The sequence below is a fragment of the Deltaproteobacteria bacterium genome (assembly GCA_005879795.1).
Lineage (GTDB): Bacteria > Desulfobacterota > Binatia > DP-6 > DP-6 > DP-6.
In genome coordinates this window covers 15,184-40,073 of sequence record VBKJ01000199.1, presented here as the reverse complement: position 1 = coordinate 40,073, position 24,890 = coordinate 15,184, and the positions used below count along the sequence as shown (strand labels likewise).

The window sequence follows — 24,890 nt, the reverse complement described above, 5'->3', positions numbered from 1 at the left end:
GCGCGCATCCCGGCCGGGTCGCGATCGGCCTCGACGCACGCGACGGCCGCCTGCGCGTCGCGGGCTGGACCGAGGGCGCGGAGACGACCGCGACCGCGGCGGCCGCGCTCGCCGCGGAGCTCGGCGCCGCCGCCGTCATCTATACCGACATCGGCCGCGACGGGACCGAGCGCGGGCCGGACCTGGAGGGCACGCGGACCGTCGCTCGCGCTGCGGGCGTGCCCGTCATCGCCTCGGGCGGCGTCGGCGCGCTCGAGCACGTGCGCGCCGTGGCCGCGCTCGGTGTGGCCGGCGTGATCATCGGGCGCGCGCTCTACACGGGCGCCGTCCGCCTGGCCGATGCGCTCGCCGTCGCGGAGGCCGCCTGATGCTCGCCCGCCGCATCATCCCCTGCCTCGACGTGAAGGGCGGGCGCGTGGTGAAGGGTGTGCGCTTCGTCGACCTCGCCGACGCGGGCGACCCGGTCGAGGCGGCCGCCCGCTACGACGCCGAGGGCGCCGATGAGCTCACCTTCCTCGACATCACCGCCTCGCACGAGGAGCGCCCAATCATCCTGGACGTGGTCGCACGCACCGCCGAGCGCGTCTTCATGCCGCTCACCGTGGGGGGCGGCGTGCGCACGGTCGACGACGTGCGCGCGCTGCTCAAGGCAGGTGCCGACAAGGTGTCGATCAACACCGCGGCCGTCGCGCGCCCCGGCTCCGTGCGCGAGGCGGCCGAGCGCTTCGGGTCGCAGTGCGTGGTGGTGGCGATCGACGCGCGCCGCCGCGCGGCCGACGACCCCGCGTGCGGCTGGGAGGTGTTCACGCACGGCGGGCGCACGCCGACCGGGCTCGACGCCGTCGAGTGGGCGGCGCGCATGGAGGGCGCGGGCGCCGGCGAGATCCTGCTCACCAGCATGGACCGCGACGGGACGCGGCTCGGCTACGACCTCGAGCTGACGCGCGCGGTGGTGGACCGGGTGGGCATCCCCGTCATCGCCTCGGGCGGGGCGGGGACGCTCGAGCATCTGTACGACGGCCTCACCGCCGGCGGTGCGAGCGCGGCGCTGGTCGCCTCGCTCTTCCACTACGGGGAGCACACGGTGCGCGAGGCGAAGACGTACCTCCGCGAGCGCGGCGTGGCGGTGCGGCCGTAGGCCATGGCGTTCGGCCTCCCCGGCGGGTGGCTCCGCGACACGGCCGCGCTCTACGCCCGCGTCTTCCGGCGCGGCGCCGAGCTGGCGCTCCGCAACTGGTGGGTCGGGCTCGTCGTGATCGTCTACGCGGTCCTCCTCGGCATGGTCGCGGTGGTGACGGCGCCGCTCGGCCTGGTGGGTGGCCTGCTCCGCTACCTCGGGCTGGTCGCGTGCTTCAGCTCGTGGCTCGCGCTCGTCGCCCAGGTGATCCAGACGGGCCGCATCCGTCTCGGGGACGTGCCGACGAGCTTCGCGACCTACTTCGGCGATCTCCTCAACGTGGGCTTCGTCCTCTGGGGTCTCCAGCTCATCTGGACCTACGTCCTGGCGCCGGTCCCGTTCGTACAGATCGTGTTCGGGCTCGCCGTGTTCGTCTTCCTGAACGCCGTCCCCGAGCTGGTCTACGTCGGCCGCCACGCCGCGGCCGAGGTGCTGGTCGAGAGCTACAAGTTCATCAGCGAGAACTGGATCGAGTGGTTCCCGGCGAACCTCGTCCTCCTCGCCTGCGTGCTCGGCGTGCTCCAGCTGCCGGCGGGGCCACTCGGGCTCCTCAGCGCGGTGGCGTTCGGCGTCGTGCTCTACTTCGCGGCGATCGTACGCGGGCTGCTCTTCCAGGAGCTGTCGACGTCGAACCGGCGGGGGCGGGAGTTCTTCCGGCGCGCGGCGGGGTAGCCTGGCCTACCCGTGCTGCGCCTCGAGGAACCGCTCGGCGTCGATCGCGGCCATGCAGCCCGTGCCGGCCGCCGTCACCGCCTGGCGGTAGCTCGGGTCCTGGACGTCGCCGCAGGCGAAGACGCCGGGCACGCTCGTCTCCGTCGTCCGTGGCCGGGTCACGATATAGCCGCGCTCGTCCATCTCGAGCTGGCCCGCGAAGAGCCCCGTGTTGGGCTCGTGGCCGATGGCGACGAAGACGCCCTGGGTCTCGAGCGTGTGGCGCTCGTGGGTGCGGGTGTCCTCGACCACCACGCCGGTGACCCCGCCGTTCTGCGGCTCGCCCAGGACCTCCTGCACGACCACGTTCCACACGAACTGGATCTTCGGGTTCCGCCGGGCGCGATCCTGCATGATCTTGGAGGCGCGGAGCTGGTCGCGGCGGTGGAGCACGCGCACGCGCGTCGCGTACTTGGTGAGGAAGTTCGCCTCCTCCATCGCCGTGTCGCCGCCGCCCACCACCACCACGTCCTTCTCCTTGAAGAAGAAGCCGTCGCAGGTGGCGCAGGCCGAGACGCCGTAGCCCATGAGCTTCTTCTCCGACGGCAGGCCGAGGAGCTTGGCGGTCGCGCCGGTCGCGATGATGAGCGTCTCGGCGCGGTGCTCCCTGCCGTCCACCGTCAAGCGAAACGGGCGAGCCGCGAGATCGGCGGCGGTCACGTCGCCGTAGAGGTAGCGCGTGCCGAAACGCGTCGCCTGCTTCTTGAAGATTTCCATCATCTCGGGGCCGAGGATGCCGTCGGCGAAGCCGGGGTAGTTCTCGACGTCCGTGGTGATGGTGAGCTGGCCGCCCGGCTGTGAGCCCTCGACGACCGTGGGGCAGAGGTTGGCGCGCCCGGCGTAGAGCGCGGCGGTCAGGCCGGCGGGGCCGGAGCCGAGGATCAGCAGGCGGTGCGCGTTCGCGTCGGACATGGCGAGGCGGCGGGGAATATAAGGACTCGGCAGCGCGGCGGCAACCGGCTCAGCGCGCGACGGCGCGCAGCATCGCCTCCGGATAGCGGAGCCCGGCGGCGGCGCCGGGCGGCAGGACGCCGTCGATCGCCGCCAGGTCCTCGGGCGTGAGCGTGACGGCGAGCGCGCCCACGTTCTCCTCGAGGTAGGTCCGCCGCTTCGTCCCCGGGATGGGGACGACGTCCGGGCCCCGGGCGAGCACCCAGGCAAGCGCGAGCTGCGAGGGCTTGCAGCCCTTGCGCGCGGCGAGAGCCTCCAGGTGCCGCACCAGGTCGAGGTTCTTCTGGAAGTTCTCGCCCTGGAAGCGGGGCGAGAGGCGACGGTAGTCGTCGGGCGCGAAGTCCGCGAAGCGCTTGATCTGCCCGGTGAGGAAGCCGCGCCCGAGCGGGCTGTAGGCGACGAAGCCGATCCCGAGCGCGCGGCACGTGGCGAGGATCTTCTCCTCCGGGTCGCGGCTCCAGAGCGAGTACTCGGTCTGGAGCGCGGTGACGGGGTGCACCGCGCACGCGCGCCGGAGCGTCTCGGGCCCCGCCTCCGAGAGGCCGAGCCAGCGCACCTTCCCCGCGCGCACGAGGTCGGCCATCGCGCCCACCGTGTCCTCGATCGGTGTGTTGGGATCCACGCGATGCTGGTAGTAGAGGTCGATCGTCTCGACGCCGAGGCGCTTCAAGCTCCCGTCGCACGCGGCGCGCACGTACTCGGGGCGGCCGTTGATGGCGCGCACCGTCGGGTCCTCGCCACGCACGATGCCGAACTTGGTGGCGACGACGACCCGGTCGCGCCGGCCGCGGATCGCGCGCCCGACCAGCTCCTCGTTGGTGTAGGGGCCGTACATGTCGGCCGTGTCGAGGAAGTCGACGCCCAGGTCGAGCGCGCGGTGGATGGTCGCGATCGACTCGCGGTCGTCGTGCGCGCCGTAGAACTCCGACATGCCCATGCAGCCGAGGCCGATGGCGGAGACGGTGGGGCCGAGGCGTCCGAGCTGCCGTCGTGGAATGGTCATGAGCGCACCATAGACTGTGGCGCGAGCCCAAGGAAGGCTGGTATAGGCGCGCACGCGATGGCGCGCGCGCGGCGGCTCACCCACACGGACCGGCGCGGGCGCGCCCGCATGGTCGACGTGTCGCCGAAGCCGGTCACACGGCGCGAGGCCGTCGCCCGCGGCGAGGTGCGCATGCGCGCGGCGACGCTCGCCCGCATCGCCGCCGGGGCGCTGCCCAAGGGCGACGTGCTGGGCGTCGCACGCCTGGCGGGCATCATGGCGGCCAAGCGGACGGCCGAGCTGGTGCCGCTCTGCCACCCCCTGCCGCTCGATCACGTCGCCGTCGATCTGGTGCCCGACCGCGCCGGCGGACGGGTACTGATCGAGGCGCGCGTGGCGGTCGAGGCACGCACCGGCGTCGAGATGGAGGCGCTCACCGCGGTCGCGGTCGCCGGCCTCGCCCTCTACGACATGTGCAAGGCGGTCGATCGCGAGATGATCCTCGGCACGATCCGCCTGGTGCGCAAGGCGGGCGGCCGCTCGGGCACTTTCGTCCGCCCCGGCGAGCGCTAGGAGTCCGTCCGGGTAATCATGGTGAGCGAGGCGAACGAGCCGGGGAGCGAGAGCGGCAAGCGCAGCGACGACCGACGAGGTGCGGCGCGCGGGACGCGCGCCGGGAGTTGGCCGCCGCAGGGGGGAGGAGCGAGCGCGCCGCTCGCAGCCCCCGGATCGTTCGCCGCAGCCACCATGATTACCCGGACGAACTCCTAGTGCGGCGCATCACGCTCAAGCCCGGGCGCGAGAGGCCGGTGCGCGGCGGGCACCCGTGGATCTTCTCGGGGGCGATCGCGGCGGGCCTCGAGGGCGCGGAGCCGGGCGAGCCGGTCGCGATCCACGCCGCGAGCGGGCGCTTTCTCGCCGCCGGCTACTGCAACCCGCGCACGCCGATCACGGTCCGTGTCCTCACGCTCGAGGAGGAGGCGGTCGAGGCGGCGCTGGTCGAGCGCCGCCTCGACCAGGCGCTGGCCCTCAGGCGCGCGACGCTGCCCGCCGACCTGTGCGCCCATCGCGTGCTGAACGGGGAGGGCGACCGGCTTCCGGGCGTGGTCGTCGATCGCTACGGCGACTTCCTCGTCTGCCAGTTCCTGACCGCGGGCGCGGCACGGCTCGCGCCGGCGGTGGTGGAGGGTCTCGGCAAGCGGCTCGCGCCGCGCGGCATCTTCGAGCGCAGCGAGGGCGCGGTGCGCACGGAGGAGGGGCTCGCGGGCGCGCGCGGCGTCCTCGCCGGCGAGGAGCCGCCGCCGCGCCTGCCGATCGAGGAGGACGGCGCGCGCTTCCTGGTCGACGTCCTGCACGGGCAGAAGACCGGCTTCTTCCTCGACCAACGCGAGAGCCGCGCGCGCGTGCGTGCGCTCGCCGCGGGCCGCCGCGTGCTGAACGCGTTTGCATATACCGGAGCGATCGGGATCAGGGCCGCGCTCGGCGGGGCCGCGGAGGTCGTGTCGGTCGACACCTCGCGCCCGGCGCTCGCCCTGGCCGAGGAGGCGTGGGCCGAAAACGGCCTTCCCGCCGCCCGAGGCCGCTTCGTCGTGGCCGACGTCTTCGAGTTCCTGCGCGAGGGCTCCGGGCCCTACGACCTGATCGTCCTCGACCCGCCGCCCTTCGTGCGCCGCCGGCGCGACCTCGCGCCCGGGCTGCGCGGCTACAAGGACGTGAACCTGCAGGCGCTCCGCCGCCTGGCGCCCGGCGGCTGGCTCCTCACCTCGTCGTGCTCGCAGCATCTCCCGCGGGCGGGGTTCCGCGAGGTCGTCGCGGCGGCGGCGGCCGACGCCGGGCGCGTCGTCGAGCTCGTGGCGGAGTGGGGGCACCCGCCCGATCACCCGGTCCTCCTCTCCCATCCGGAGGGGGAGTACCTGAAGGTGATGCTGCTGCGCGCGTGAATGGCGGGACAAGGTATCCCTCTGGCTCGCCGCCGCTGCTACTGCGGGTGGCGTGGAGGAGGAGGCACGGGCAGAGACCGGGCGCGGCACGCGTGAGCGGCTGCTGATCGCGGGTGGCGGCGCGTTGAGCGACGCCGAGCTGCTCGCGCTCGTGCTCGACGCGGGGACCGAGACCGACGCGGATCTCGATCTCGCCGAGCGCATGCTCCGCGCCGCCGGCGGCCTCGCGCGCCTCGACCGGCTCGATCGCCACGCGTGCGCCGCGCTCGGCCGCCTCTGGCCGCGCCGGGTGGCGCTCGTCCGCGCCGCCCTCGAGCTCGGCAGGCGCGCGGCCGCCGAGCCGCTCGCGGCGGGGAGCCCCGTGCGCGGCGCGGCGGCCGTCTACGGGCATTTCAGCGGCCGCCTTCCGCAGCTCGAGCGCGAAGTGTTCTACGTGCTCCTCCTCGACGGCAAGAACCGCGTGCAGGGCGAGGTGCGGGTCTCCGAGGGCTCGCTCACGGCGGCGCTCGTCCACCCGCGCGAGGTGTTCGTGCCGGCGATCCGCGCGGCCGCTGCCGCCCTGGTCCTCGTCCACAACCATCCGAGCGGCGACCCGACGCCGTCAGCCGAGGACTCGGCCATCACGCAGCGCCTGCGCCAGGTGGGCGAGCTGGTCGGCATCCGCGTGCTCGACCACGTGGTCATCGGCCGCGGCCGCTGGGCGAGCATGGCGGAGGAGGGGCGGTGGTGATCAGAACGGGATGTCGTCGTCCTCGGCCGCGGCCGGGGCGCCGACCGGCGGCTCCTCGGCGGCCGCCACGCCGCGCGGCGCCTCCGCGCCGCGCCCCCCGCCGCCCAGGAACTGCACACGCTGCGCGACGATCTCGGTGATGTAGCGGCGGTTGCCTTCCTTGTCGTCGTACTGGCGGGTGCGGATCGAGCCCTCGACGTAGACCTGCCGGCCCTTGGCGAGGTACTGGCCGCAGGTCTCCGCCTGCTTCCCCCACACCACCACGTTGTGCCACTCGGTGCGCTCCTGGCGCTGGCCCTCGGCATCGGTCCACACCTCGCTGGTCGCGACCGGGAAGCGCGCCACCGCGCGCCCGCTCGCCGTGAAACGCACCTCCGGATCCTTCCCGAGATTGCCAATCAACAGCGCCTTGTTCACCGACATGGCCCCGCCCTCCGTGGTCCGGGGACGATAGGCGCCTCCGCGCGACGAAGTCAACGGAGCGGGGCGCGTTTGTTGCCCCGCCGCACATTGAATTGACTTCCGCCGGGCCGCCCCGCTAATGTCGACGGGAATCGTGCCAGCTATTTCACGGGGTGAGGTGCGGGGCGGGGAGGTGGGAAGCACCGCCTCGGTCCTTCTCTCCGCCCTGAAGCTGGTCCTCGTCGCGATCCACACGGTCATCCTCGCGCCCGTGGTGGTGGCGCTCGCGGTCCTCGACCAGCGCGCCGGCTATCGTATCTGCCAGCTCTGGGTGCGTCTCAACCTGCTCATCTATGGCCTGCGCGTCCGGGCCACCCGGCTCGCCCCTCTCGACCCGTCGCTGGCCCACGTCTTCATGTCCAACCACCGCAGCCAGCTCGACATCCTGGCCATGGTGAAGGCGCTCGAGGACTTCCAGCTCCGCTGGGTGGCCAAGGTCGAGTTGACCCGCGTGCCCCTCTTCGGCTGGGCCCTCAAGCACAGCGGGCACATCATCATCGACCGCCGCAACCACGTGCAGGCGATCGCCAGCCTGCGCACCGCGCGCACCAAGATGCTCGAGGGCGTCTCGGTCATGATCTTTCCCGAGGGCACCCGCGCCACGCTCGACGGACCGCTCCTCCCCTTCAAGAAGGGGGGCTTCATGCTCGCGCTCGAGACCGGCTTCCCGATCGTGCCGATCGCCGTGCGCGGGAGCGGCGAGCTCCTGCCGCGCGGCTCCTGGCAGCCCGCCTCGGGCGAGATCGAGGTGATCGTCGGTGCGCCCATCCCGGTCGAGGGCGTCGACCGGGACGAGCTGATCGAGCGTGTACGGGCCTTCATGGTGGCTCAGCTCGGCGCCCGCGCCGGCACGGCGGATCCCCCGACCGCGGCCGCGCTATGAGCGGCGGCAACGGCACCGGCGCGCCGCTGCGCGTGATCCCGCTCGGCGGGCTGGGCGAGATCGGTCTCAACCTCCTCGTCCTCGAGCACGGCGACACCGCGATCGCCATCGACTGCGGCGTCATGTTCCCCGATGCGTCGATGCCGGGCATCGACGTCGCCATCCCGGACGTGACCTACCTCCGCGGCCTGGGCGAGCGCTTCCGGGCCATCTTCCTGACCCACGGCCACGAGGATCACATCGGCGCGCTGCCCTACGTGCTCGCCGAGCGTGCGGTGCCGGTCTACGGCACGCCGCTCACGCTCGGCTTCGTGCGCGAGCGGCTGGGCGAGCACGGCATCTCGCCCACGCTCGCCGCCTACGGCGCGGAGCCGTGCCGGGTGGGGCCGTTCGCGGTCGAGCCCTTCGCGATGACGCACTCGATCCCCGACTCGGTCGGGCTCGCGATCCGCACCCCGGTCGGCATCGTCGTCCACACCGGGGACTTCAAGCTCGACCAGACGCCGCTCGACGGGCGGCTCCCGGACATCGGGCGGCTAGCCGAGCTCGGCGCCGAGGGTGTGGCGCTCCTCTTCTCCGACTCGACCAACGTCGAGCATGCCGGCATCACGCCCTCGGAGCGGAGCGTGGGCGCGGAGCTGGAGGTGATCTTCCGCCAGGCGACGGGGCGCGTGCTGGTCACCACCTTCTCGTCGCACATCCATCGCATGCAGCAGGTGATCGACCTCGCGGCCCGCTTCGGACGGAAGGTGGCGCTGGTGGGGCGGAGCCTGGTCGTGCACGTGGGCGTGGCGCGCGATCTCGATCTCCTCCAGGTCCCCGAGGGGACGCTCGTCGACCTCGCCCGGGCGCGCGACCTCCCGCGCGAGCAGGTCGCGCTCATCACCGCCGGGAGCCAGGCCGAGGCCGCCTCGGCGCTCGTCCGCATCGCGATGGGCGACCACGCGCTCGTCAGGCTCGACCCGGGCGACGTGGTCGTGCTCTCCTCGCGCATCATCCCGGGCAACGAGCGCGCCATCTCGAGCCTGATGAACCACCTCTACCGGCGCGGCGCCGTCGTCCTCCACGACCGGATGGCGCGGGTGCACGTCTCCGGGCACGCCTCGCAGGAGGAGCTGAAGCTCGTGCTGAACCTCGTCCGCCCGCGGCACTTCGTGCCCGTGCACGGCGAGTACCGCCACCTGGTGCGTCACCAGCGCCTGGCGATGGAGGTCGGCGTCCCGGCGGAGGGCTGCCATCTCCTCGAGGACGGGGACGTGCTCGAGCTGGACGACGCCGGTGCCCGGCGCGCCGAGCGCGTCATTGCGGGGCGGGTCTTCGTCGACGGCAAGGGCATCGGCGACGTCAAGGACGTCGTCCTGCGCGACCGCCGCCATCTCTCCGAGGACGGTCTCGTGCTCGCCGTGCTCGCCATCCACCAGAGATCGGGCGAGATCGTAGCGGGCCCCGACCTGGTGTCGCGCGGCGTCGTGGGCGAGGAGGCGAGCCCGGAGGTGCTGGACGCGGCCCGCGGCGCGGTGATGGAGGCGCTCGTCGCGCTCAACCCCGAGTCCCGCACCGACCCTGCGGAGGTGAAGGAGGAGATCCGGCGCGCGCTGCGCCGCTACTTCAAGCGCCTCGACCGCCGGCCCGTGATCCTCCCTTTCGTGATGGAGATGTAGTAGAGACGTCAGGTTCGGAGGGGCGGGGGGGTGATGAGGTCGATCGAGGCGGCGGTGGCCTGATGGCGACCCGGCGGCCGCCGGCCATGCCCGCGGCGCACCTGATCCGCGAGGCCGAGGCCATCTCGGCGGGCGCGGTGGCGGTCTTCCTCGCGCTCAGCTTCCTCTCGTTCTCGCCCGACGCGCCGCAGGCGAACCTGGGCGGGCCGGTGGGGCACGCGCTCGCCGGGACCGCGCGGGGCGCCCTCGGCGTGGCGGCGTACCTCTTCCCGCTCTACCTCGGCTACTTCACCGTCGCGCTTCTCCGGCGCGGGGCGGCTGGCTTCGGCGGGCTCCGGCTGGTGGGCGCGGCGCTCCTGGTGGCGAGCATCGCGGCGCTCGCGGGGCTGCTCAGCAGCGGGCGCGGCGGCTGGCTCGGGGGCTTCGCCGGTGTCGCGCTCGGCGACCTCCTGGGCGCGCCCGGGGCCCTCCTCCTCCTCGCCGTCGTGCTGGTGGTTGCGTTCGTGCTCGCGACCGGCGTCTCGGCGATCGAGGCGTCGGGCCGGGCCGCGCGCTGGGTGGCAGCGACGGTGCCCGCGGGCGCCCGCCGCCTGCGGCGCGGTCCGTCCCCGGCCGAGGTGTCGCCGGAACCCGGGCCCGCACGCCGGGCGAAGCTGCCCATCCTCCTGGACGACGCCCTCGATCCGCCGCCCGAGGCCCCCGCCGACCGGCCACCCCCCATCATCCGCGAGCCCGAGCACCGCCCCGAGCCGCCCCGCCGCGCCCGGCGCTCCGAGCTGCAGGAGGAGCTGTTCGCCGAGGACACCTACCGCCTCCCGGCGCACAACCTGCTCGACCCGCCCGTGCGCACGGCGCAGCCGCTCGACGAGGCCGCGCTGCATACCAGCTCGCGCATCCTCGAGACGAAGCTCGCCGACTTCCAGGCGATCGGCAGAGTGGTCGCGGTGCGCCCGGGGCCGGTGATCACGACCTTCGAGTTCGAGCCGGCGGCGGGCGTCAAGGTGAACCGCATCGTGACGCTGGCCGACGATCTCTCGATGGCGCTCCGCGCGCTCTCGGTCCGCGTGCTGGCCCCCATCCCGGGCAAGCCCGTGGTCGGCATCGAGGTCTCCAACCCGCGCCGCGAGAAGGTCCTCATCCGCGAGCTCATCGAGAGCGTCGAGTACGAGCACGCCGACTCGAAGCTCGCCCTCGCGCTCGGCAAGGACACGACCGGGAACGTGGTGGTCGCCGACCTGGCGCGCATGCCGCATCTCCTCGTCGCGGGCGCCACCGGCACCGGCAAGTCGGTGTCGATGAACGCCATGATCATGAGCATCCTCTACAAGAGCTCGCCGCGCGACGTGCGCTTCATCATGATCGATCCGAAGATGCTCGAGCTGTCGATCTACGAGAACATCCCGCACCTGCTCGTGCCGGTGGTGACCGACCCGAAGAAGGCGGCCGCGGCGCTCGGCAACATCGAGCGCGAGATGGACGTGCGCTACCGGCTGCTGCACGAGAAGGGCGTGCGCAACATCGACAGCTACAACCGGCTCCTGCGCGAGACCGCGGGCGACAAGGACGCGCCCGCGTCCCCCGAGAGCCTGCCGCACCACCACCTGCCGCGCATCATCATCATCATCGACGAGCTGGCCGACCTCATGATGATGGTCGGGCGCGAGGTCGAGGAGTCGATCACGCGTCTCGCGCAGAAGGCGCGCGCCGCCGGCATCCACCTGATCCTCGCCACCCAGCGCCCCTCGGTGGACGTCATCACCGGCCTCATCAAGGCGAACTTCCCGGCCCGCATCTCCTTCCAGGTGACCTCGCGCACCGACTCGCGTACCATCCTGGACGCGATCGGCGCCGAGCGCCTGCTCGGCGAGGGCGACATGCTCTTCCTGCCGCCCGGCACGGCGCGCGTGCAGCGCCTGCACGGCGCCTTCGTGTCCGACGGCGACGTCCACCGCGTGGTCGACTTCATCAAGCGGCAGGAGGAGCCGCGCTACGAGATGGAGCTGCTCGAGGGCGGCGACGGGGAGGAGGGCGAGGGCGAGGACGGCGAGGACCTCTCCGACGAGATGTACGACCAGGCGGTGCGGCTCGTCACCGAGCACCGCCAGGCGTCGATCTCCTGGCTCCAGCGCCGGCTGCGCGTCGGGTACAACCGCGCCGCACGCATGATCGAGCGCATGGAGCGGGAAGGCGTCGTCTCGTCGCCCGGGGCGAAGGGGCGCGAGGTGATCGCGCGGGGGATCGAGGACTAGGAGGGCGGCTCAGCCCTGCCCGGGGAACCTGCGCGGCCCGCCGGCCGATCTCCCGCGGAGAGGCGTCCTCCTTGGTGCCGAGGCCGTAGACGGCGTCGTCTGCCGCCAAGTGCTGCGTTGACGGTCCGACCCGTATCCATCCATGATGTGTCCATGATCGACGTGCGCCTCATCCGTTGCCTGTCCCTTTCCCTCACCGTCGCGCTCCTACCCGGCGGCAGCGTCGTCGCGGCCGCGGCGAAGATCACGGTGCGTCCCGGGATGTCGATCCAGGACGCGATCGACGCCGCCCCGCCGGGTGCGACGATCAAGGTCGAGCCCGGCACGTATCACGAGCCGGGCGCGGCGCGGGCGCTCACCATCACCAGGAACGGCATCAAGCTCGTGGCCGCCCGGCACGGCAAGCAGCCAGTCGTGCTCGAGCAGTCGGGCACCCAGACGCACGGGATCTGGGTCTCGCCGCCCGACACGCTCGATCCGGCCGACGACGAGCTGCCCCCGTGCGGCGAGAGCGGCCGGCGCCTCCAGGGGTTCCAGCTGAGCGGCTTCACGGTCCAGGGGTTCTCCGGTTTCGGCGTCTACCTGGCGTGCGTCGATGGCTTCCGCCTCCGCGACAACACCGCGAGGCGGAACCTCACCTATGCGATGTTTCCCGTGCGCTCGACGGACGGCCGCCTGTGGCGCAACGTCGCCTCGGGCACGCACTCCGACGCCTGCCTCTACGTCGGGCAGAGCGAGCGTGTCCTCGTCGACCACAACCGCGCCACCGATTGCCAGATCGGGCTCCAGATCGAGAACAGCCGCCATGTCCGCATGCGCGACAACCAGGCCGTCGGCAACACCGCCGGGATCATCATCGACGTGATCGACGAGCGGCAGACGACGGTCGAGGCCGACAACAGCGTCACCGGCAACCTGGTCCAGGACAACAACCGGCCCAACAGTGCGCCACCGGACGCGGAGACCTCGGAAATCCCGCCGGGGATCGGGATCATCCTCGATGGCGCAGACCGCACGCTGCTGGCGCGCAACCGGATCGAGGGGAACCAGTTCACGGGCTTGACGCTCGTCGACTTCTGCACGGGCAGGCCCGGCGCCTGCGCGAACCCGGGGCTCGGGATCGACCCCCGGCCCGACGGGAACCTCGTGATCGACAACACGTTCGCGGGCAACGCCACCGACGTCATCTATCTCCCCGGCGGCGGCGAGGGGAACTGCTTCGCCCGCAACCGGCCGGGTGAGCTGAAGGTCCTCGGCGGCCCGTTGCCCGCCTGCCACTGAGGCGCGGGGCGCTGGCGCATGGGGACGGGGGTCTCCGCCTTCGTCTCCCCGCTCGTCCCCGAATGCCGGCGCGACAGGCCTCGGGACCGGGTGTCGAGCGGGCGGCGGAGCGCTTGCGAGGCGAGCGGGAAACGGTGAAGCTGGGCGGCCGAGCATGCGGGTCTTCCTGCCGATCCTTCTCGCGCTGGCGCTCGCGGCCGGCCCGGCCGCGGACGACGCGCTCGGGCACGCCCTCGCCCGCCTCCAGAGCCGCTACGAGACCACCCGCACCCTCACCGCCGACTTCCGCCAGTCGGTCGAGTCGCCTACGCTCGGCTCGCCGCTCGAGTCGCACGGCACGGTCGCCTTCGAGAAGCCGAACCGCATGCGTTGGGACTACGCGGCGCCCGACCGCCAGCTCATCATCGGCGACGGCAAGACGCTCTGGATCTACCAGCCCGAGGAGAAGCAGGTGATCAAGGCGCCGCTCGCCGAGGCGTTCCAGGCGCGTACGCCGATCAGCTTTCTCGGCGGCCTCGGGCGCGTCGAGCGCGACTTCCAGGCGAGCCTCGAGCGCGACGAGCCCGCGCGCTGGGTGCTCCACCTGGTGCCACGCAAGGACGCCGGCATCGGCGCGCTCACGCTCGTGGTGCGCAAGGCCGACGCCGCGGTCGAGGAGGCGCGCGTCACCGATCCGCTCGGTACGACGACGCGCATCGCCTTCGCGCACGAGCGCCGCAACGTCCCCCTCGACGGCGCGCTCTTCCGTTTCACGCCCCCGCCCGGGGTTGACGTGGTCCGCCCCCCCGCCTATTGACGGGCCCCCGAAATGCCTGCCTTCGACGTGGTCTGCCGCGTCGATCTCCAGGAGGTCGACAACGCGATCCAGCAGACGCTGCGCGAGATCGCACAGCGCTTCGATTTCAAGAACCAGCCGGCCGAGGTGCGGCGCGAGGAGACGGCCATCCACCTGCACGCCGCCGACGACTTCAAGCTGCGTGCGCTCGCCGACATCCTGCGCGAGAAGATGGGGCGGCGGCAGGTGCCGCTCCGGGCGCTCCAGTTCGGCACCCCGGAGCCCGGGCCCGCCGGCACCGCCAAGCTGCGCGTCGACCTCCAGCAGGGTATCGCGACCGACAAGGCGCGCGAGATCGTGAAGCTGGTGAAGGACACCAAGCTCAAGGTGCAGGTCGCCATCCAGGGCGATCAGGTGCGGGTCACGGGCAAGAAGAAGGACGAGCTGCAGGCGATCGTCAAGCTCCTGCGCGAGCGCGACCTCGGCATCGCCGTGCAGTTCGCGAACTTCCGTGACTGAACCCCGCCGCGTCCACCTCCTCACCCTCGGGTGCCCCAAGAACCGGGTCGACGGCGAGGTGATGCTCGGCGTGCTCGCCCGCCGCGGGCACGAGCTGGTCCTCGACCCCGAGGCAGCCGACGTGCTGGTGGTGAACACGTGCAGCTTCATCCAGCCCGCCAAGGAGGAGTCCATCGAGGCCATCCTCGACCTGGCGCGCGTGAAGGCCGCGCGCGCCGGCCGGCGCCTGGTCGTCACCGGCTGCCTCGCCCAGCGCTACGCCGACGAGCTCAGGGCGGCGCTCCCCGAGGTCGACGTGTTCGTCGGCACGGGCGACCTCCTGCGCATCGCCGACGCGGTGGAGGCGCCGGCGGCGGACGGCCCCGTTGTCTACCGCGGCGCGCAGCACGTCCTCCCCCGCCGGGAGCTCACCCAGCGGGTGCGCGCGGGCGCCTGGTGGACCGCCTATCTCAAGGTTTCCGAGGGCTGCGATCACACCTGCAGCTTCTGCATCATCCCCAGGATCCGCGGCCGGCACGAGAGCCGGCCGATGGACGACGTGCTCGAGGAGGCGGCGGCGCTCGCCGCCGACGGCGCCCTCGAGCTGAACCTCGTCGCCCAGGACCTGACCGCCTACGGGCGGGACCGGCGCGACGGCACCTCGCTCGCCAGGCTCCTCCGCGCGCTCGCCGTGCGCGTGCCCGCCGTGCGCTGGCTGCGGCTCCTCTACGCCTACCCGGCCTCGGTCACCGACGAGCTGCTCGAGGTGATCGCGACCGAGCCCGCCGTCTGCAAGTACCTCGACATGCCCCTCCAGCACATCTCCGACCGCATGCTCCGCGCCATGCGCCGCGAGCGGAGCGGGGCGGCCATACGCCGGCTCCTGGCCCGCGTCCGGGCCGCCGTCCCGGGCGTCGCGCTGCGCTCCGCGTTCATCGTGGGCTTCCCGGGCGAGACCGAGGACGACGTGCGCGCCCTGTGTGACTTCCTCGAGGAGGCAGAGTTCGAGCGCGTGGGCGTGTTCACCTACTCCCGGGAGGAGGGCACGGCGGGCGCCACCCTTCCCGACCAGGTCGCGGAGGCCGCGAAGCGCGAGCGCCGGGCGCGGGTCATGGCCGTGCAGGCGCGCGTCGCAGCGCGCCGGGCGGCGGCGCAGGTGGGGCAGGGGGTGGAGGTGCTGGTCGAGGACGCCCGCGGGCGTGTCCTGGTTGGCCGGACGCGGACGCAGGCCCCCGAGATCGACGGCGTCATCCGCCTGGTCGGGCAGGCCACGCCGGGCACGATCGTCCGGGCGGCAGTCACGGGCTCCGACACCTACGATCTCCGCGGCGAGGTGCGCGAAGATTCCAATTGACACGTCCCTGCCCCGGGCGCATATTCCCGGCCCCCTTGGAGGCCGCCCACATGCGCAAGACGTTTCTCAAGAAGGCCCGTGAGACTCTGCAGGAGATGCGGGCCCAGCTGCTCCGCAACGTGCAGGCAGAGCTGCACGAGGGACGCGAGCAGTCCAAGGACGAGGGCATGGACACCTACGACCTCGCGAGCGATGCGCGCGACCGCGAGATCAATCTCATCCTGACCGACCGCGACCGCGACAAGCTGCAGGCGATCGACGACGCCCTCGCCCGTATCGACGACGGCAGCTACGGCGTGTGCGAGAGCTGCGAATCCGACATCGCCGAGGGGCGGCTCGAGGCACTGCCCTTCACCCGGCTCTGCGTCAACTGCCAGGCCGAGCGGGAGAAGGAAGCAAAGACCATGAAGCGCTTCGAGGAGGACCGGACCTACCGGCGCCTGGCGACGAGCGAGAGCGACGAAGAGGGGAGCTAGCGGGGCGCGGCCGCTTGCGTTGGGCGCGGCGCGGGAGCGGAGCCGCCCTCTCCGCTTCGGCTGCGCCGGCCCCGCGAGCAACCCCGACTGCGCGGGCGTGCCGGCGCAGAGGCGCTGCGAGGGCGGCCCCGCCCCCGCGCCGGGCCGCGGCGCACGCAACGGGCCGCGCCCCGCTCGGCTAGAGGCCTATGGGGCGGCCGGCGCGGCCGAGGATCCAGAGGATGCCGAGGGAGACGACGAGGGTGAGGGCGGCGCGGGTGGTGTCCTGGGCCTGGATGCGCTCGAGGCCGCGCAGCATCAGGTAGGCGGAGTAAACGAGGGCGAGGCTGCCCACGAAGGGCAGCCAGGCGACCACCAGGGGAGCCCAGGCGTACGCCACCACCCGGAAGGTGGGCTCGTAGCCGGCGCGGCCCTCGAACAGGTTCTGCGCCACCACCACGAGCAGCGCCGCAAGGACGAACGCCGCGACCATCTGGCCGACGAAGCTCCCGATCATGCCGCGCAGCCCGGCGGCGAAGAGGAGATGGCCGACCGCATTGATCGCAGCGCAGAGGGCGAGGAAGAGGCTCGGCTCGCCGAGGCCGCCCGTCTGGGGCATGTCGGCGAAGAAGCCGTGGGGCGCCGTGACCACGCGTTGCCAGAGCTCGGGAAAGGCCTCGATCCCCGCTCGGGGCTCGGACTCCGTGGTCGCCATGCGGCCCTCCTTATAGGGGGTGCCCGCTGCGGCCGTCCAGAGGCGCGAGGGTGAGCTGGGCCGCGCTGCGCGCCGACGCGCTCGCCTGCCACGCGGCCGCGCTGGCAGCCGTGGAGCTGGGCATACTCGTCCGTAGGGGCCTCGAGCGCGCCGGCGGCAGAATCCGGCTCCGCGGCCGAGGCGGCGAGCTGCTCGCCGAGCACGCCGGGCGGGTGCTCGTGGTGGGTGCCGGCAAGGCGGGGCTCGCCATGGCCCGCGCCGCCGCGGCGGTCCTGGGCGATGCCTGCGCGGGCGGCCTCGTGATCGTCCCGCACGGGGCCGCCGGACCCTGCCCCCGGGGGATCGAGGTCGCGACCGGAGCGCATCCGGTACCCGACGGCGCGGGCGCAGCGGCGACGGCGCGCCTGCTCGCGGCGGTCGCTGCGGCCGACGCGGGGACGCTCGTGCTGGTCGTCCTCTCCGGCGGCGCCTCGTCCCTCCTGGTGGCGCCCGCGGCGGGACTCACGCTCGATGACAAGCAGGCCCTTGCCGCACGACTCCTCGCGAGCGGCGCGGACATCACCGACGTGAACGTCGTGCGCAAGCACTGCTCGCGCGTCAAGGGCGGCGGGCTCGCGCGTCAGGCGGCGCGGGCGGGCGGTCTCTGGACCCTCGTCCTCTCGGACGTGGTGGGCGACGACCCGGCGACCATCGCCTCCGGCCCCACCGTCGGCGACCCGAGCACGTTCCGGGATGCGGCGGCGGTCCTGGCGCGGTACCTCGCGCCGGAGGACGTGCCCGTGGCGGTACGCGCCCACCTGGAGCGCGGCGCGGCGGGCGCCGCCCCGGAGACCGTGAAGCCTGGCGACTCCGCCCTGGCGCGCGCGGCGACGGTCGTCGTCGGCGGGAACCACGAGGCGGTGGCCGCCGCGGCGGCCGCGGCCGCCGCGCGCGGCTACGCGGCCGAGGTCGTTCCCGAGCCGCTCGCAGGAGACGCGGCCCGGGCGGGGCAGGTGCTGGCCGCGCGCCTGTGCGCGGCGCGCGCGGGGGCCTTCGCCCTCGTCGCGGGGGGCGAGACCACGGTGCGCGTCCGCCCGGGCGGGCGCGGCGGGCGCGCGCAGCAGCTCGCGCTCGCCGCAGCCGTGGCGCTCGAGGGCGAGCCGTGCGTCCTCCTCGCCGCCGGCACCGACGGGGTCGATGGGCCGACCGACGCGGCCGGGGCGTGCGTCGACGGGGGGACCGTCGCGCGCGCGCGGGCGCGCGGCCTCGACCCCGCGGCGGCCCTCGCGGCGACCGACAGCCATCCGCTCCTCGACGCGACCGGGGATCTCCTCCGCACCGGGCCCACGGGCACGAACGTCGCCGATCTGGTGGTGGCGCTCCGCGCCGCGTGCTAAGGGGGCCGGCGCATGGGCGCCGACGCCGGCAACGTCTCGGAACTGTTCGTCTCCTTCCAGGGCGAGGGCCTGCACGCGGGTCGCCGGCAGCTCTTCGTGCGCCTCGGGGGCTGCCCACTCCGCTGCCGCTACTGCGACGAGCCGGAGAGCCTGGTCCCGGTCGCCGAGTGCCGCATCCTCGGTCCCGACGGCATGCGCCGCCGGGCGAACCCCTTCTCGCCCGCCGCGCTCGACGCCGAGGTGAGGGCGCTCGCCGCCGCCGCGCCGCCGCTGCATGCGCTCGCCGTGACGGGGGGCGAGCCGCTGGCGCAGGCGGACTTCCTGGCCGCCTGGCTCGCGCTCCGCACGGGCACGCTCCCCGTGCTGCTCGAGACGGCGGGCATCCTGCCCGTGCGGCTCGGGCGCGTGCTCCCCTGGGTGGCGATCGTGAGCTTCGACGTAAAGTGCCCGAGCAACACGGGCGAGCGCGCGCGTTGGGACGAGCACGAGGGCTGCCTGCGGGCGGCCGTCGCCGCGGGCCGCGAGGTGTACGTGAAGATGCCGGTCGACGAGGGGACGGTGCCGGAGGAGGTGGAGCGCGGGGCGCGGCTGGTCGCCGAGACCGCGCCGGGCGCGCCGCTCTTCCTGACCCCGCTCACCGAGCCCACGACGCCGCGGCTCACCATCGGCGCGGGCACGCTCGAGCGCCTGCACGCGCTCGCGAGCCGCGTCCATCCCGACGTGCGGGTCCTCCCGCAGCTCCACAAGGTGCTCGGCATCCCGTGACGGCGAAAGCGCGTCGGGGAGCACCGCGGCCCGCCACGCTCATCCCCGGGGACGGCATCGGCCCCGAGGTGATCGACGCGGCCGTGCGGGTGATGGCGGCGGCGGGCGGCCGCATCGCCTGGGACGTGCAGCCGGCCGGCAAGGAGGCCTTCGAGAAGATGGGGACCGCGATTCCCGAGGCGCTCCTCGCCTCGATCCGCCGCACCTGTGTCGGGTTGAAGGGCCCGCTCGAGACGCAGATCGGCCGCACGGGCTACCGCAGCGTGAACGTCGCGCTCCGGAAGACCTTCGACCTGTTCGCCAACGTGCGGCCGATCCGGAGCCATCCCGGGGTGCGCACGGCGTTCTCGGGCGTCGACCTCGTGGTCGTGCGCGAGAACACGGAGGACCTCTACTCGGGCATCGAGCACACGATCGCGCCCGGCGTGGTGGAGAGCGTCAAGGTGATCACCGCGCGCGCCTCGCGGCGCATCGCGCGCTTCGCGTTCGACCTTGCCCGCCGCGAGCGCCGCCGCAAGGTCGTCGCCATCCACAAGGCGAACATCATGAAGCTCTCCGACGGCCTCTTCCTCGCCTGCGCCCGGCAGGTCGCGAAGCGCCACCCCCGCATCCACTACGGGGAGCTGATCGTCGACAACGCCTGCATGCAGCTCGTGCTCCGCCCGCAGGAGTTCGACGTGCTCCTGCTCGAGAACCTCTACGGCGACATCGTCTCCGACCTGTGCGCGGGCCTGGTGGGCGGGCTCGGCCTCGTACCGGGCGCCAACCTGGGCGCGCGCCACGCCATCTTCGAGGCGGTGCACGGGACCGCACCCGACATCGCCGGGAAGAACAAGGCGAACCCGCTCGCGGCGGTCCTCTCGGGCGCCCTGCTCCTCCGCCACGTGGGCCAGCGCCGGGCGGCGGACCGCATCGAGCGCGCCGTCTCCCGGCTGCTGCGCGAGGGGCGGCACCGCACGCGCGATCTGGGCGGCACGGCCGCGACCAACGCGGTCACGGAGCGGCTGATCGCGCTCCTCTAGCGCCGGCTCTTGGTGACGCGCCGTGACACGGGGCGCGACCGAGGTATAGAATTCGAGCCATGGCGAACGCTCTCGCCCGGCGACGTGCCGCGCTCGCCGCGCTTGCCCGCGAGACGCTCGACCTGCTCGTGGTGGGCGGCGGCATCAATGGCGCCGGCATCGCGCGCGACGCGGCGATGCGCGGGCTCCGGGTGGGGCTCGTCGAGCGCGGCGACCTCGCCTCGGGCACCTCGAGCCGGTCGTCGAAGCTGATCCACGGCGGGCTCCGCTACCTGGAGCAGGGCGACCTGCGCCTCGTGCTCGAGGCGGTGCGCGAGCGCGAGCGCCTGCAACGCCTCGCCCCGCACCTCGTGCGGCCGCAGGAGTTCGTCTTCCCGCTCTACCGGGGCGGGCCGCTCGGGCCCCTCAAGCTCGCGGCCGGTCTCTGGGCGTACGATCTCCTCGCCGGCTTCTGGAACGTGCGCCGGCATCGCATGCTCTCGCCGAGGGCGGTTGCCGAGGCCGAGCCGGCGCTCCTGCGCGACGGGCTCTGCGGCGCGGGCCAGTACTGGGACTGCCGCACCGACGATGCGCGCCTCGTGCTCGAGACCGCGCTGTCCGCCGCCGCCGAGGGCGCGCTCATCGTCTCCTACGCCGAGGTCGCCGGCTTCGTGAAGGAGGGCGGGCGGATCGCCGGCGCGCGCGTCGTCGATCGGCTCGGCAGCGGTGAGGTGATCGCGCGCGCACGGGTGGTGGTGAATGCGGCCGGGCCGTGGGTCGATCGGGTGGCCGCGCTGGACGTGCCCGAGACGCCCCCGCGGCTCCGGCTCACCAAGGGCGTGCACGTGGTGGTGCCCCGCGAGCGGGTCGGGAACCGCGCCGCGGTCGTGCTCAATGCGGTCGCCGACCGCCGGGTGATGTTCGTCATCCCCTGGGGCGCGCACACGCTCGTCGGCACGACGGATACCGACCACCCCGGCGGGCCCGACGTGCCGCCCACGGTCGAGCCCTCGGACGTCGCCTACCTGCTCGACACGGTGAACCACTACTTCCCCGCGGCGCGCCTCGCGTCCGGCGACGTGGTGAGCGCGTTCGCGGGCCTCCGGCCCCTGATCGCGCCGCGCGGCAAGGCGACGATGTCGCCCTCCGCCGTGTCGCGCGAGGAGGAGGTCTTCACCTCCGCCTCGGGGCTCGTCTCGATCGCGGGCGGCAAGCTCACCACCTACCGGCTGGTGGCGAGGACGGTGGTCGATCGCGTCGTCGACGCGCTCCGCGCCGCGGGCGATCGGCGCCGCTTCCGGCCCTCCCGCACCGGCGAGGTGCCGCTGCCGGGCGGCGCCGCGCCGCCGACCACGCTCGCCGGGGCGGCGCTCTCGCGCGACGGCCACGGGGTGGCGCCCGCCGTGATCGACCATCTGGCCGGCCGCTACGGCACCCGGCTCGACGAGGTGCTGGAGCTGGTCGCGCGCGATCAGCGCCTGGGCGAGCCGATCGTCGCCGGCCTCCCGGACCCGCGCGCCGAGGTGGTGGAGGCGGTCGAGCGCGAGTGGGCCCTCACGCTCGAGGACGTCATGCGCCGCCGCACCCAGGTCGCGCTGCGCGATGCGAGCGCGGGCGCCACGGCGGCCGACGACGTGGCTGCGCTCATGGCGCGCCCGCTCGGCTGGGACGCGGAGGCCTCGCGCGCGGCCGCGCGCCAGTACGCCGAGGCCGCCGAGGCCGTGCGCCGCCGGTGGCGGTGAAGCGCGCGCCGGCGCGCCGTCTCGACGTCGCGCGCGAGAGCACGACGGCCCGCAAGGCGCGTGCGCGCGCCATCGCGCGTGCGCTCGCCCGCGCCTACCCCGACGCGTGGTGCGCGCTCCACTACCGGACCCCGTGGGAGCTGGTGGTGGCGACCATCCTCTCGGCGCAGTGCACCGACGCGATGGTGAACCAGGTGACGCCCGTGCTCTTCGCCGAGTTCCCGTCGCCGGCCGCGCTCGCCGCGGCGCCTTCGGTGCGCGTCGAGCAGCTCATCAAGCGCACCGGCTTCTTCCGCCAGAAGACGAAGTCCATCCAGGCAACCGCGCGTGCCGTCGCGGAGCGGCACGGCGGCCAGGTGCCCGATTCGATGGAGGCGCTCACCGAGCTGCCCGGCATCGGGCGCAAGACGGCGAACGTCGTCCTCGGCACCGCGTTCGGGAAGCCCGCGATCTTCGTCGACACGCACGTCCGCCGGCTGGCGAACCGCCTCGGGCTCACCGTGGAAGACGACCCCGACAAGATCGAGCGCGACCTGCAGGCGCTCCTCCCGCCGAAGGAGTGGACCGCGTTCGCGCACCGCCTGATCCATCACGGGCGGCGCGTGTGCGTGGCGCGGAAGCCGCGCTGCAGCGTGTGCCCGGTGCTGCGCTGGTGCCCGCAGATTGGGGTGAGGGCCTCGGCGTAGGTGCGGTGGGCGGGGCGCGACGGCCGTCCGCGCTCCAAGCACGGGCCGGGACGGCGATTTGCCTACGCGCTGCAATCCACGACGATTCGCGGGCGGGGCTTCGGGAACCGGGCTTTCGGTTTCTTCGAAAACCTGGCAGACGCGTCCCAAGGGCTTCCAGCAGTCGGTCGTCGCCCGTGGCACCCTGTGGAAGGACAAGACTGGGAGTGACGGAGTGCGCGTAGAAGACCAAGAACACATCCGGTTCCCATGGGCCCTTGTCGGTTGTGCGAATCTCCACCCTCGTCAGACCAGACCAGGCAACGCGGCGCTCCTCGCCGGCGGGATCGGTCGCCACGATCTCACGATCAGTGACGCTCACGCGGAATAGCGACTCCGGCACGAGGGAGCGTCTGAACGCCCACCGAATGACGAGCACGAGTGCCACCAGAAGTGGCACGAGAATGACCGCGGTCTTCAGGGGGGTGCCTCGCTTCATCGCCTGCGGTACCCAAGACCCCCCTACACCGCTACCCCCACCACCCACCCCAGCACGAGCCCGATCACGCATGCGAGGATACCCAGGCCCGCCAGCTCGAGCGCGGCCCGCACGGGCGGCTCCCTGGTGACCCACGTCTTGCCGGCGCCGGTGGCGAGCAGGGTCACCACCGCAATGACCGCCGCGGCGGCGAAGGCCCGGCGCGGGGTCGCCGCGAACGCGTACGGGACGAGGAGCAGGAAGGCGCCCAGCTGGTAGGCGAGGCTCGTCACCAGGCCCACGCGGATCGGCGAGTCGAACACCTCCTCGGCCAGGCCCAGCTCCTCGCGCGACATGACCCGCAGCCAGAGCTCCGGGCTCGAGGTGACCCGCCGGACGATGATGTCGACCTCGTCGGGGCTGAAGCCGAGCTTCTGGTAGATCTCCCGGATCTCCTGGCGCTCGTGCTCGGGCATGTTCTCGATCTCCCAGGCCTCGCGGGCGATCTCGGCCTGGAAGAAGGCGCGCTGGGACTTGGAGGACACGAAGGCCCCGACCCCCATGGCGACCGCCCCGGCGATGGCCGCCGCGATGCCGCCGAGGGCGATGGTCCGCACGTCGCCCAGGGTGGCGGTCACGCCAGCCAGGAAGCCGACCGTCGAGATCACCCCGTCGTTCAGCCCGAAGATGATCTCGCGCACGAGGCGGCCCTGGGGCGTGTGCCAGGCCTCGTCGTGGAAGCGCTTCAGGGGCTCGGCGAGCCAGGTGACCGGAGGCGGGGAGGCCCGCCTTTCCTCGGGCATGGACGCCATCGGCTCACCCTCCGGGACGCGGCCCTTATAGGCTCCAAACCCGGGCGGGTAAAGGACTTTCCACGAGCAAACCAGAATTTCATCTTGACATCCGGGGGCTGCAACGATAGTGTCGCCCGGGCTTTTTGGACGGGAATCCGGCGAGTTAGGGAGGCGGGAGGAGATGGCCGTTTACACCGTGGTCGACAAACGGGAGCTCGCCGAGATCGTCGAGGACTACGGCCTCGTCAAGCTGCTCGCCGCGCAGGGCCTCGCCGCCGGCTCCGTCAACACCACCTATCTCCTCGAGACGGCGCGTGGAAAGCATCTCGTGCGCGTCGACGAGGTGAAAGGCGAGCTCGAGGTGAAGCGCGAGCTCGACCTCCTCCTCTTTCTCCGCAAACATGGTTTCCCGTGCCCCCAGCCGCTCGCCGACCGCAAGGGGCGCCACTACCGCGAGGCGGGGGGCAAGTGCCTCTCGGTCTACCGCTGGTACGACGGCCACGTGCTCCGCCCCGAGCGCATCACGGCGGGGCAGCTCGAGAACATCGGACGCGCGCTCGCCGACCTGCACACGATCGGCAAGAGCTACAAGAAGGGGATCGAGAACCGCTTCAGCTTCGAGCGGGTCGCCGGCCTCTACGGCGAGGTGCGGGGGCGGCTGCCCTCGTACTTCAAGCGCATCGTGCGCACGCTCGACGACGAGGTCGACTACCTGCAGAACTACCTCGAGACGAAGCTGCCCAAGGGCATCATCCACGGCGACCTCTTCCACGACAACCTGATCGTGAAGGGCGACAAGATCGTCGCCGTGCTCGACTTCGAGGCGGCGTCGCGCGGCAAGTTCATCTTCGACCTCGCCACCGCGGTGAACGCGCTCTGCTTCCAGGGCGAGGAGTACGACTTGAAGCGCTTCGAGGCGCTCATCGCGGGCTACGAGAGCCTGCGCGCGCTCTCGCTCGCCGAGTGGGACGCGTTCCCGAACGAGCTCCGCTTCTCGGCCCTCCGCTTCACGGTGACGCGGCTGCGCGACTTCTTCCTGAACCCGGTCGAGGACCACGTGCGCGTCAACAAGGACTTCCGCGAGTTCTACGAGCGGCTCCGCATCCTGCGCCGCGAGCGCGACGGCGGGATGGAGGGGCTCCTCATGGCGATGGCCACCGGCTACGATTACCGCAAGTACCAGAAGGTGAAGGCGCTCGAGAAGAAGGGCACGAAGTAGCCCGCCCGGCGGCGCCCGCCCAGCCG

The 24,890-nt window shown here is 73.1% G+C and carries 25 protein-coding genes; 20 read left to right on the top strand and 5 right to left on the bottom strand.

Annotated elements, in window-relative coordinates; genetic code table 11:
• The 3 genes from E6J59_16890 to E6J59_16880 all read left to right on the top strand — a co-directional run.
• A partial coding sequence (locus E6J59_16890) for a 1-(5-phosphoribosyl)-5-((5-phosphoribosylamino)methylideneamino)imidazole-4-carboxamide isomerase (GenBank protein ID TMB17357.1) occupies nucleotides 1–368 on the top strand: 368 nt, incomplete at its 5' end.
• Nucleotides 368–1,138, top strand: a complete 771-nt coding sequence (gene hisF, locus E6J59_16885) for an imidazole glycerol phosphate synthase subunit HisF (protein TMB17356.1) — start codon at nucleotides 368–370, stop codon at nucleotides 1,136–1,138. The genes E6J59_16890 and hisF, both read left to right, overlap by 1 nt.
• 3 nt (nucleotides 1,139–1,141) lie before the next feature.
• Nucleotides 1,142–1,849 carry a hypothetical protein gene (locus E6J59_16880; GenBank protein TMB17355.1) on the top strand — a complete coding sequence of 236 codons (708 nt, stop codon included), beginning with the start codon at nucleotides 1,142–1,144 and terminating at the stop codon, nucleotides 1,847–1,849.
• 6 nt (nucleotides 1,850–1,855) lie between these two features.
• On the opposite strand, the gene trxB is transcribed toward E6J59_16880, so the two are convergent.
• A complete protein-coding gene (trxB, locus tag E6J59_16875) occupies nucleotides 1,856–2,800 on the bottom strand; it encodes a thioredoxin-disulfide reductase (protein ID TMB17354.1) in 945 nt (314 codons plus the stop codon).
• A 49-nt stretch (nucleotides 2,801–2,849) separates the two neighbouring features.
• Nucleotides 2,850–3,836 carry an aldo/keto reductase gene (locus E6J59_16870; protein TMB17359.1) on the bottom strand — a complete coding sequence of 329 codons (987 nt, stop codon included), beginning with the start codon at nucleotides 3,834–3,836 and terminating at the stop codon, nucleotides 2,850–2,852.
• A gap of 63 nt (nucleotides 3,837–3,899) precedes the next feature.
• On the opposite strand from E6J59_16870, the gene moaC reads away from it, so the two are divergent.
• The 3 genes from moaC (at nucleotide 3,900) to radC (ending at nucleotide 6,491) form a co-directional block, all read left to right on the top strand.
• Nucleotides 3,900–4,394, top strand: coding sequence for a cyclic pyranopterin monophosphate synthase MoaC (gene moaC / locus E6J59_16865; GenBank protein TMB17353.1), 495 nt, complete (start codon nucleotides 3,900–3,902; stop codon nucleotides 4,392–4,394).
• 197 nt (nucleotides 4,395–4,591) lie between these two features.
• Nucleotides 4,592–5,761: a class I SAM-dependent rRNA methyltransferase gene (locus E6J59_16860; GenBank protein ID TMB17352.1), complete on the top strand. Its 1,170-nt coding sequence runs from the start codon at nucleotides 4,592–4,594 to the stop codon at nucleotides 5,759–5,761.
• Between the two features lie 52 nt (nucleotides 5,762–5,813).
• Nucleotides 5,814–6,491 carry a DNA repair protein RadC gene (gene radC / locus E6J59_16855; protein TMB17351.1) on the top strand — a complete coding sequence of 226 codons (678 nt, stop codon included), beginning with the start codon at nucleotides 5,814–5,816 and terminating at the stop codon, nucleotides 6,489–6,491.
• Here the strand turns inward: radC and E6J59_16850 are convergent, their stop codons facing one another.
• A complete protein-coding gene (locus E6J59_16850; GenBank protein ID TMB17350.1) occupies nucleotides 6,492–6,914 on the bottom strand; it encodes a single-stranded DNA-binding protein in 423 nt (140 codons plus the stop codon).
• Nucleotides 6,915–7,032: 118 nt separating this feature from the next.
• On the opposite strand from E6J59_16850, the gene E6J59_16845 reads away from it, so the two are divergent.
• From E6J59_16845 to E6J59_16810, 8 genes are all read left to right on the top strand, one after another.
• Nucleotides 7,033–7,836 carry a 1-acyl-sn-glycerol-3-phosphate acyltransferase gene (locus E6J59_16845; GenBank protein ID TMB17349.1) on the top strand — a complete coding sequence of 268 codons (804 nt, stop codon included), beginning with the start codon at nucleotides 7,033–7,035 and terminating at the stop codon, nucleotides 7,834–7,836.
• Entirely contained in the window at nucleotides 7,833–9,497 is a 1,665-nt protein-coding gene (locus tag E6J59_16840) for a ribonuclease J (GenBank protein TMB17348.1), read from the top strand. Before E6J59_16845 ends, E6J59_16840 begins: the two co-directional genes overlap by 4 nt.
• A gap of 62 nt (nucleotides 9,498–9,559) precedes the next feature.
• A complete protein-coding gene (locus E6J59_16835) occupies nucleotides 9,560–11,746 on the top strand; it encodes a DNA translocase FtsK (GenBank protein TMB17347.1) in 2,187 nt (728 codons plus the stop codon).
• 153 nt (nucleotides 11,747–11,899) lie between these two features.
• Entirely contained in the window at nucleotides 11,900–13,027 is a 1,128-nt protein-coding gene (locus E6J59_16830; GenBank protein ID TMB17346.1) for a hypothetical protein, read from the top strand.
• Nucleotides 13,028–13,181: 154 nt separating this feature from the next.
• Complete coding sequence (gene lolA, locus E6J59_16825; protein TMB17345.1) at nucleotides 13,182–13,823, top strand: outer membrane lipoprotein chaperone LolA; 642 nt, start codon at nucleotides 13,182–13,184, stop codon at nucleotides 13,821–13,823.
• A gap of 12 nt (nucleotides 13,824–13,835) precedes the next feature.
• A complete protein-coding gene (locus tag E6J59_16820) occupies nucleotides 13,836–14,321 on the top strand; it encodes a YajQ family cyclic di-GMP-binding protein (protein ID TMB17344.1) in 486 nt (161 codons plus the stop codon).
• Nucleotides 14,314–15,654, top strand: a complete 1,341-nt coding sequence (gene rimO / locus E6J59_16815; protein ID TMB17343.1) for a 30S ribosomal protein S12 methylthiotransferase RimO — start codon at nucleotides 14,314–14,316, stop codon at nucleotides 15,652–15,654. Before E6J59_16820 ends, rimO begins: the two co-directional genes overlap by 8 nt.
• A gap of 50 nt (nucleotides 15,655–15,704) precedes the next feature.
• Entirely contained in the window at nucleotides 15,705–16,130 is a 426-nt protein-coding gene (locus E6J59_16810; protein TMB17342.1) for a TraR/DksA family transcriptional regulator, read from the top strand.
• A gap of 178 nt (nucleotides 16,131–16,308) precedes the next feature.
• Here E6J59_16810 and E6J59_16805 read toward each other — a convergent pair whose 3' ends face one another.
• Nucleotides 16,309–16,824: a hypothetical protein gene (locus E6J59_16805; protein ID TMB17341.1), complete on the bottom strand. Its 516-nt coding sequence runs from the start codon at nucleotides 16,822–16,824 to the stop codon at nucleotides 16,309–16,311.
• Nucleotides 16,825–16,874: 50 nt separating this feature from the next.
• Between E6J59_16805 and E6J59_16800 the strand changes: the two genes are divergently transcribed.
• Genes E6J59_16800 through nth form a run of 5 tightly spaced genes read left to right on the top strand, consistent with a single transcriptional unit; the run spans nucleotide 16,875 to nucleotide 22,394 of the window.
• Nucleotides 16,875–18,200: a DUF4147 domain-containing protein gene (locus tag E6J59_16800; protein ID TMB17340.1), complete on the top strand. Its 1,326-nt coding sequence runs from the start codon at nucleotides 16,875–16,877 to the stop codon at nucleotides 18,198–18,200.
• 12 nt (nucleotides 18,201–18,212) lie between these two features.
• The gene (locus E6J59_16795) at nucleotides 18,213–18,965 is read left to right on the top strand and encodes a 7-carboxy-7-deazaguanine synthase QueE (GenBank protein TMB17339.1); all 753 of its coding nucleotides are present in this window, start codon (nucleotides 18,213–18,215) and stop codon (nucleotides 18,963–18,965) included.
• Nucleotides 18,962–19,987, top strand: coding sequence for an isocitrate/isopropylmalate dehydrogenase family protein (locus tag E6J59_16790; GenBank protein ID TMB17338.1), 1,026 nt, complete (start codon nucleotides 18,962–18,964; stop codon nucleotides 19,985–19,987). The genes E6J59_16795 and E6J59_16790 overlap by 4 nt, the downstream gene beginning before the upstream one ends.
• A gap of 59 nt (nucleotides 19,988–20,046) precedes the next feature.
• Nucleotides 20,047–21,708: a glycerol-3-phosphate dehydrogenase gene (locus E6J59_16785; GenBank protein ID TMB17337.1), complete on the top strand. Its 1,662-nt coding sequence runs from the start codon at nucleotides 20,047–20,049 to the stop codon at nucleotides 21,706–21,708.
• Nucleotides 21,705–22,394 carry an endonuclease III gene (gene nth / locus E6J59_16780; GenBank protein TMB17358.1) on the top strand — a complete coding sequence of 230 codons (690 nt, stop codon included), beginning with the start codon at nucleotides 21,705–21,707 and terminating at the stop codon, nucleotides 22,392–22,394. The genes E6J59_16785 and nth overlap by 4 nt, the downstream gene beginning before the upstream one ends.
• A 501-nt stretch (nucleotides 22,395–22,895) precedes the next feature.
• Here the strand turns inward: nth and E6J59_16775 are convergent.
• Complete coding sequence (locus E6J59_16775; protein TMB17336.1) at nucleotides 22,896–23,663, bottom strand: hypothetical protein; 768 nt, start codon at nucleotides 23,661–23,663, stop codon at nucleotides 22,896–22,898.
• 163 nt (nucleotides 23,664–23,826) lie between these two features.
• On the opposite strand from E6J59_16775, the gene E6J59_16770 reads away from it, so the two are divergent.
• Nucleotides 23,827–24,864: a homoserine kinase gene (locus tag E6J59_16770; protein TMB17335.1), complete on the top strand. Its 1,038-nt coding sequence runs from the start codon at nucleotides 23,827–23,829 to the stop codon at nucleotides 24,862–24,864.
• The last annotated feature ends 26 nt before the right edge of the window (nucleotides 24,865–24,890 follow it).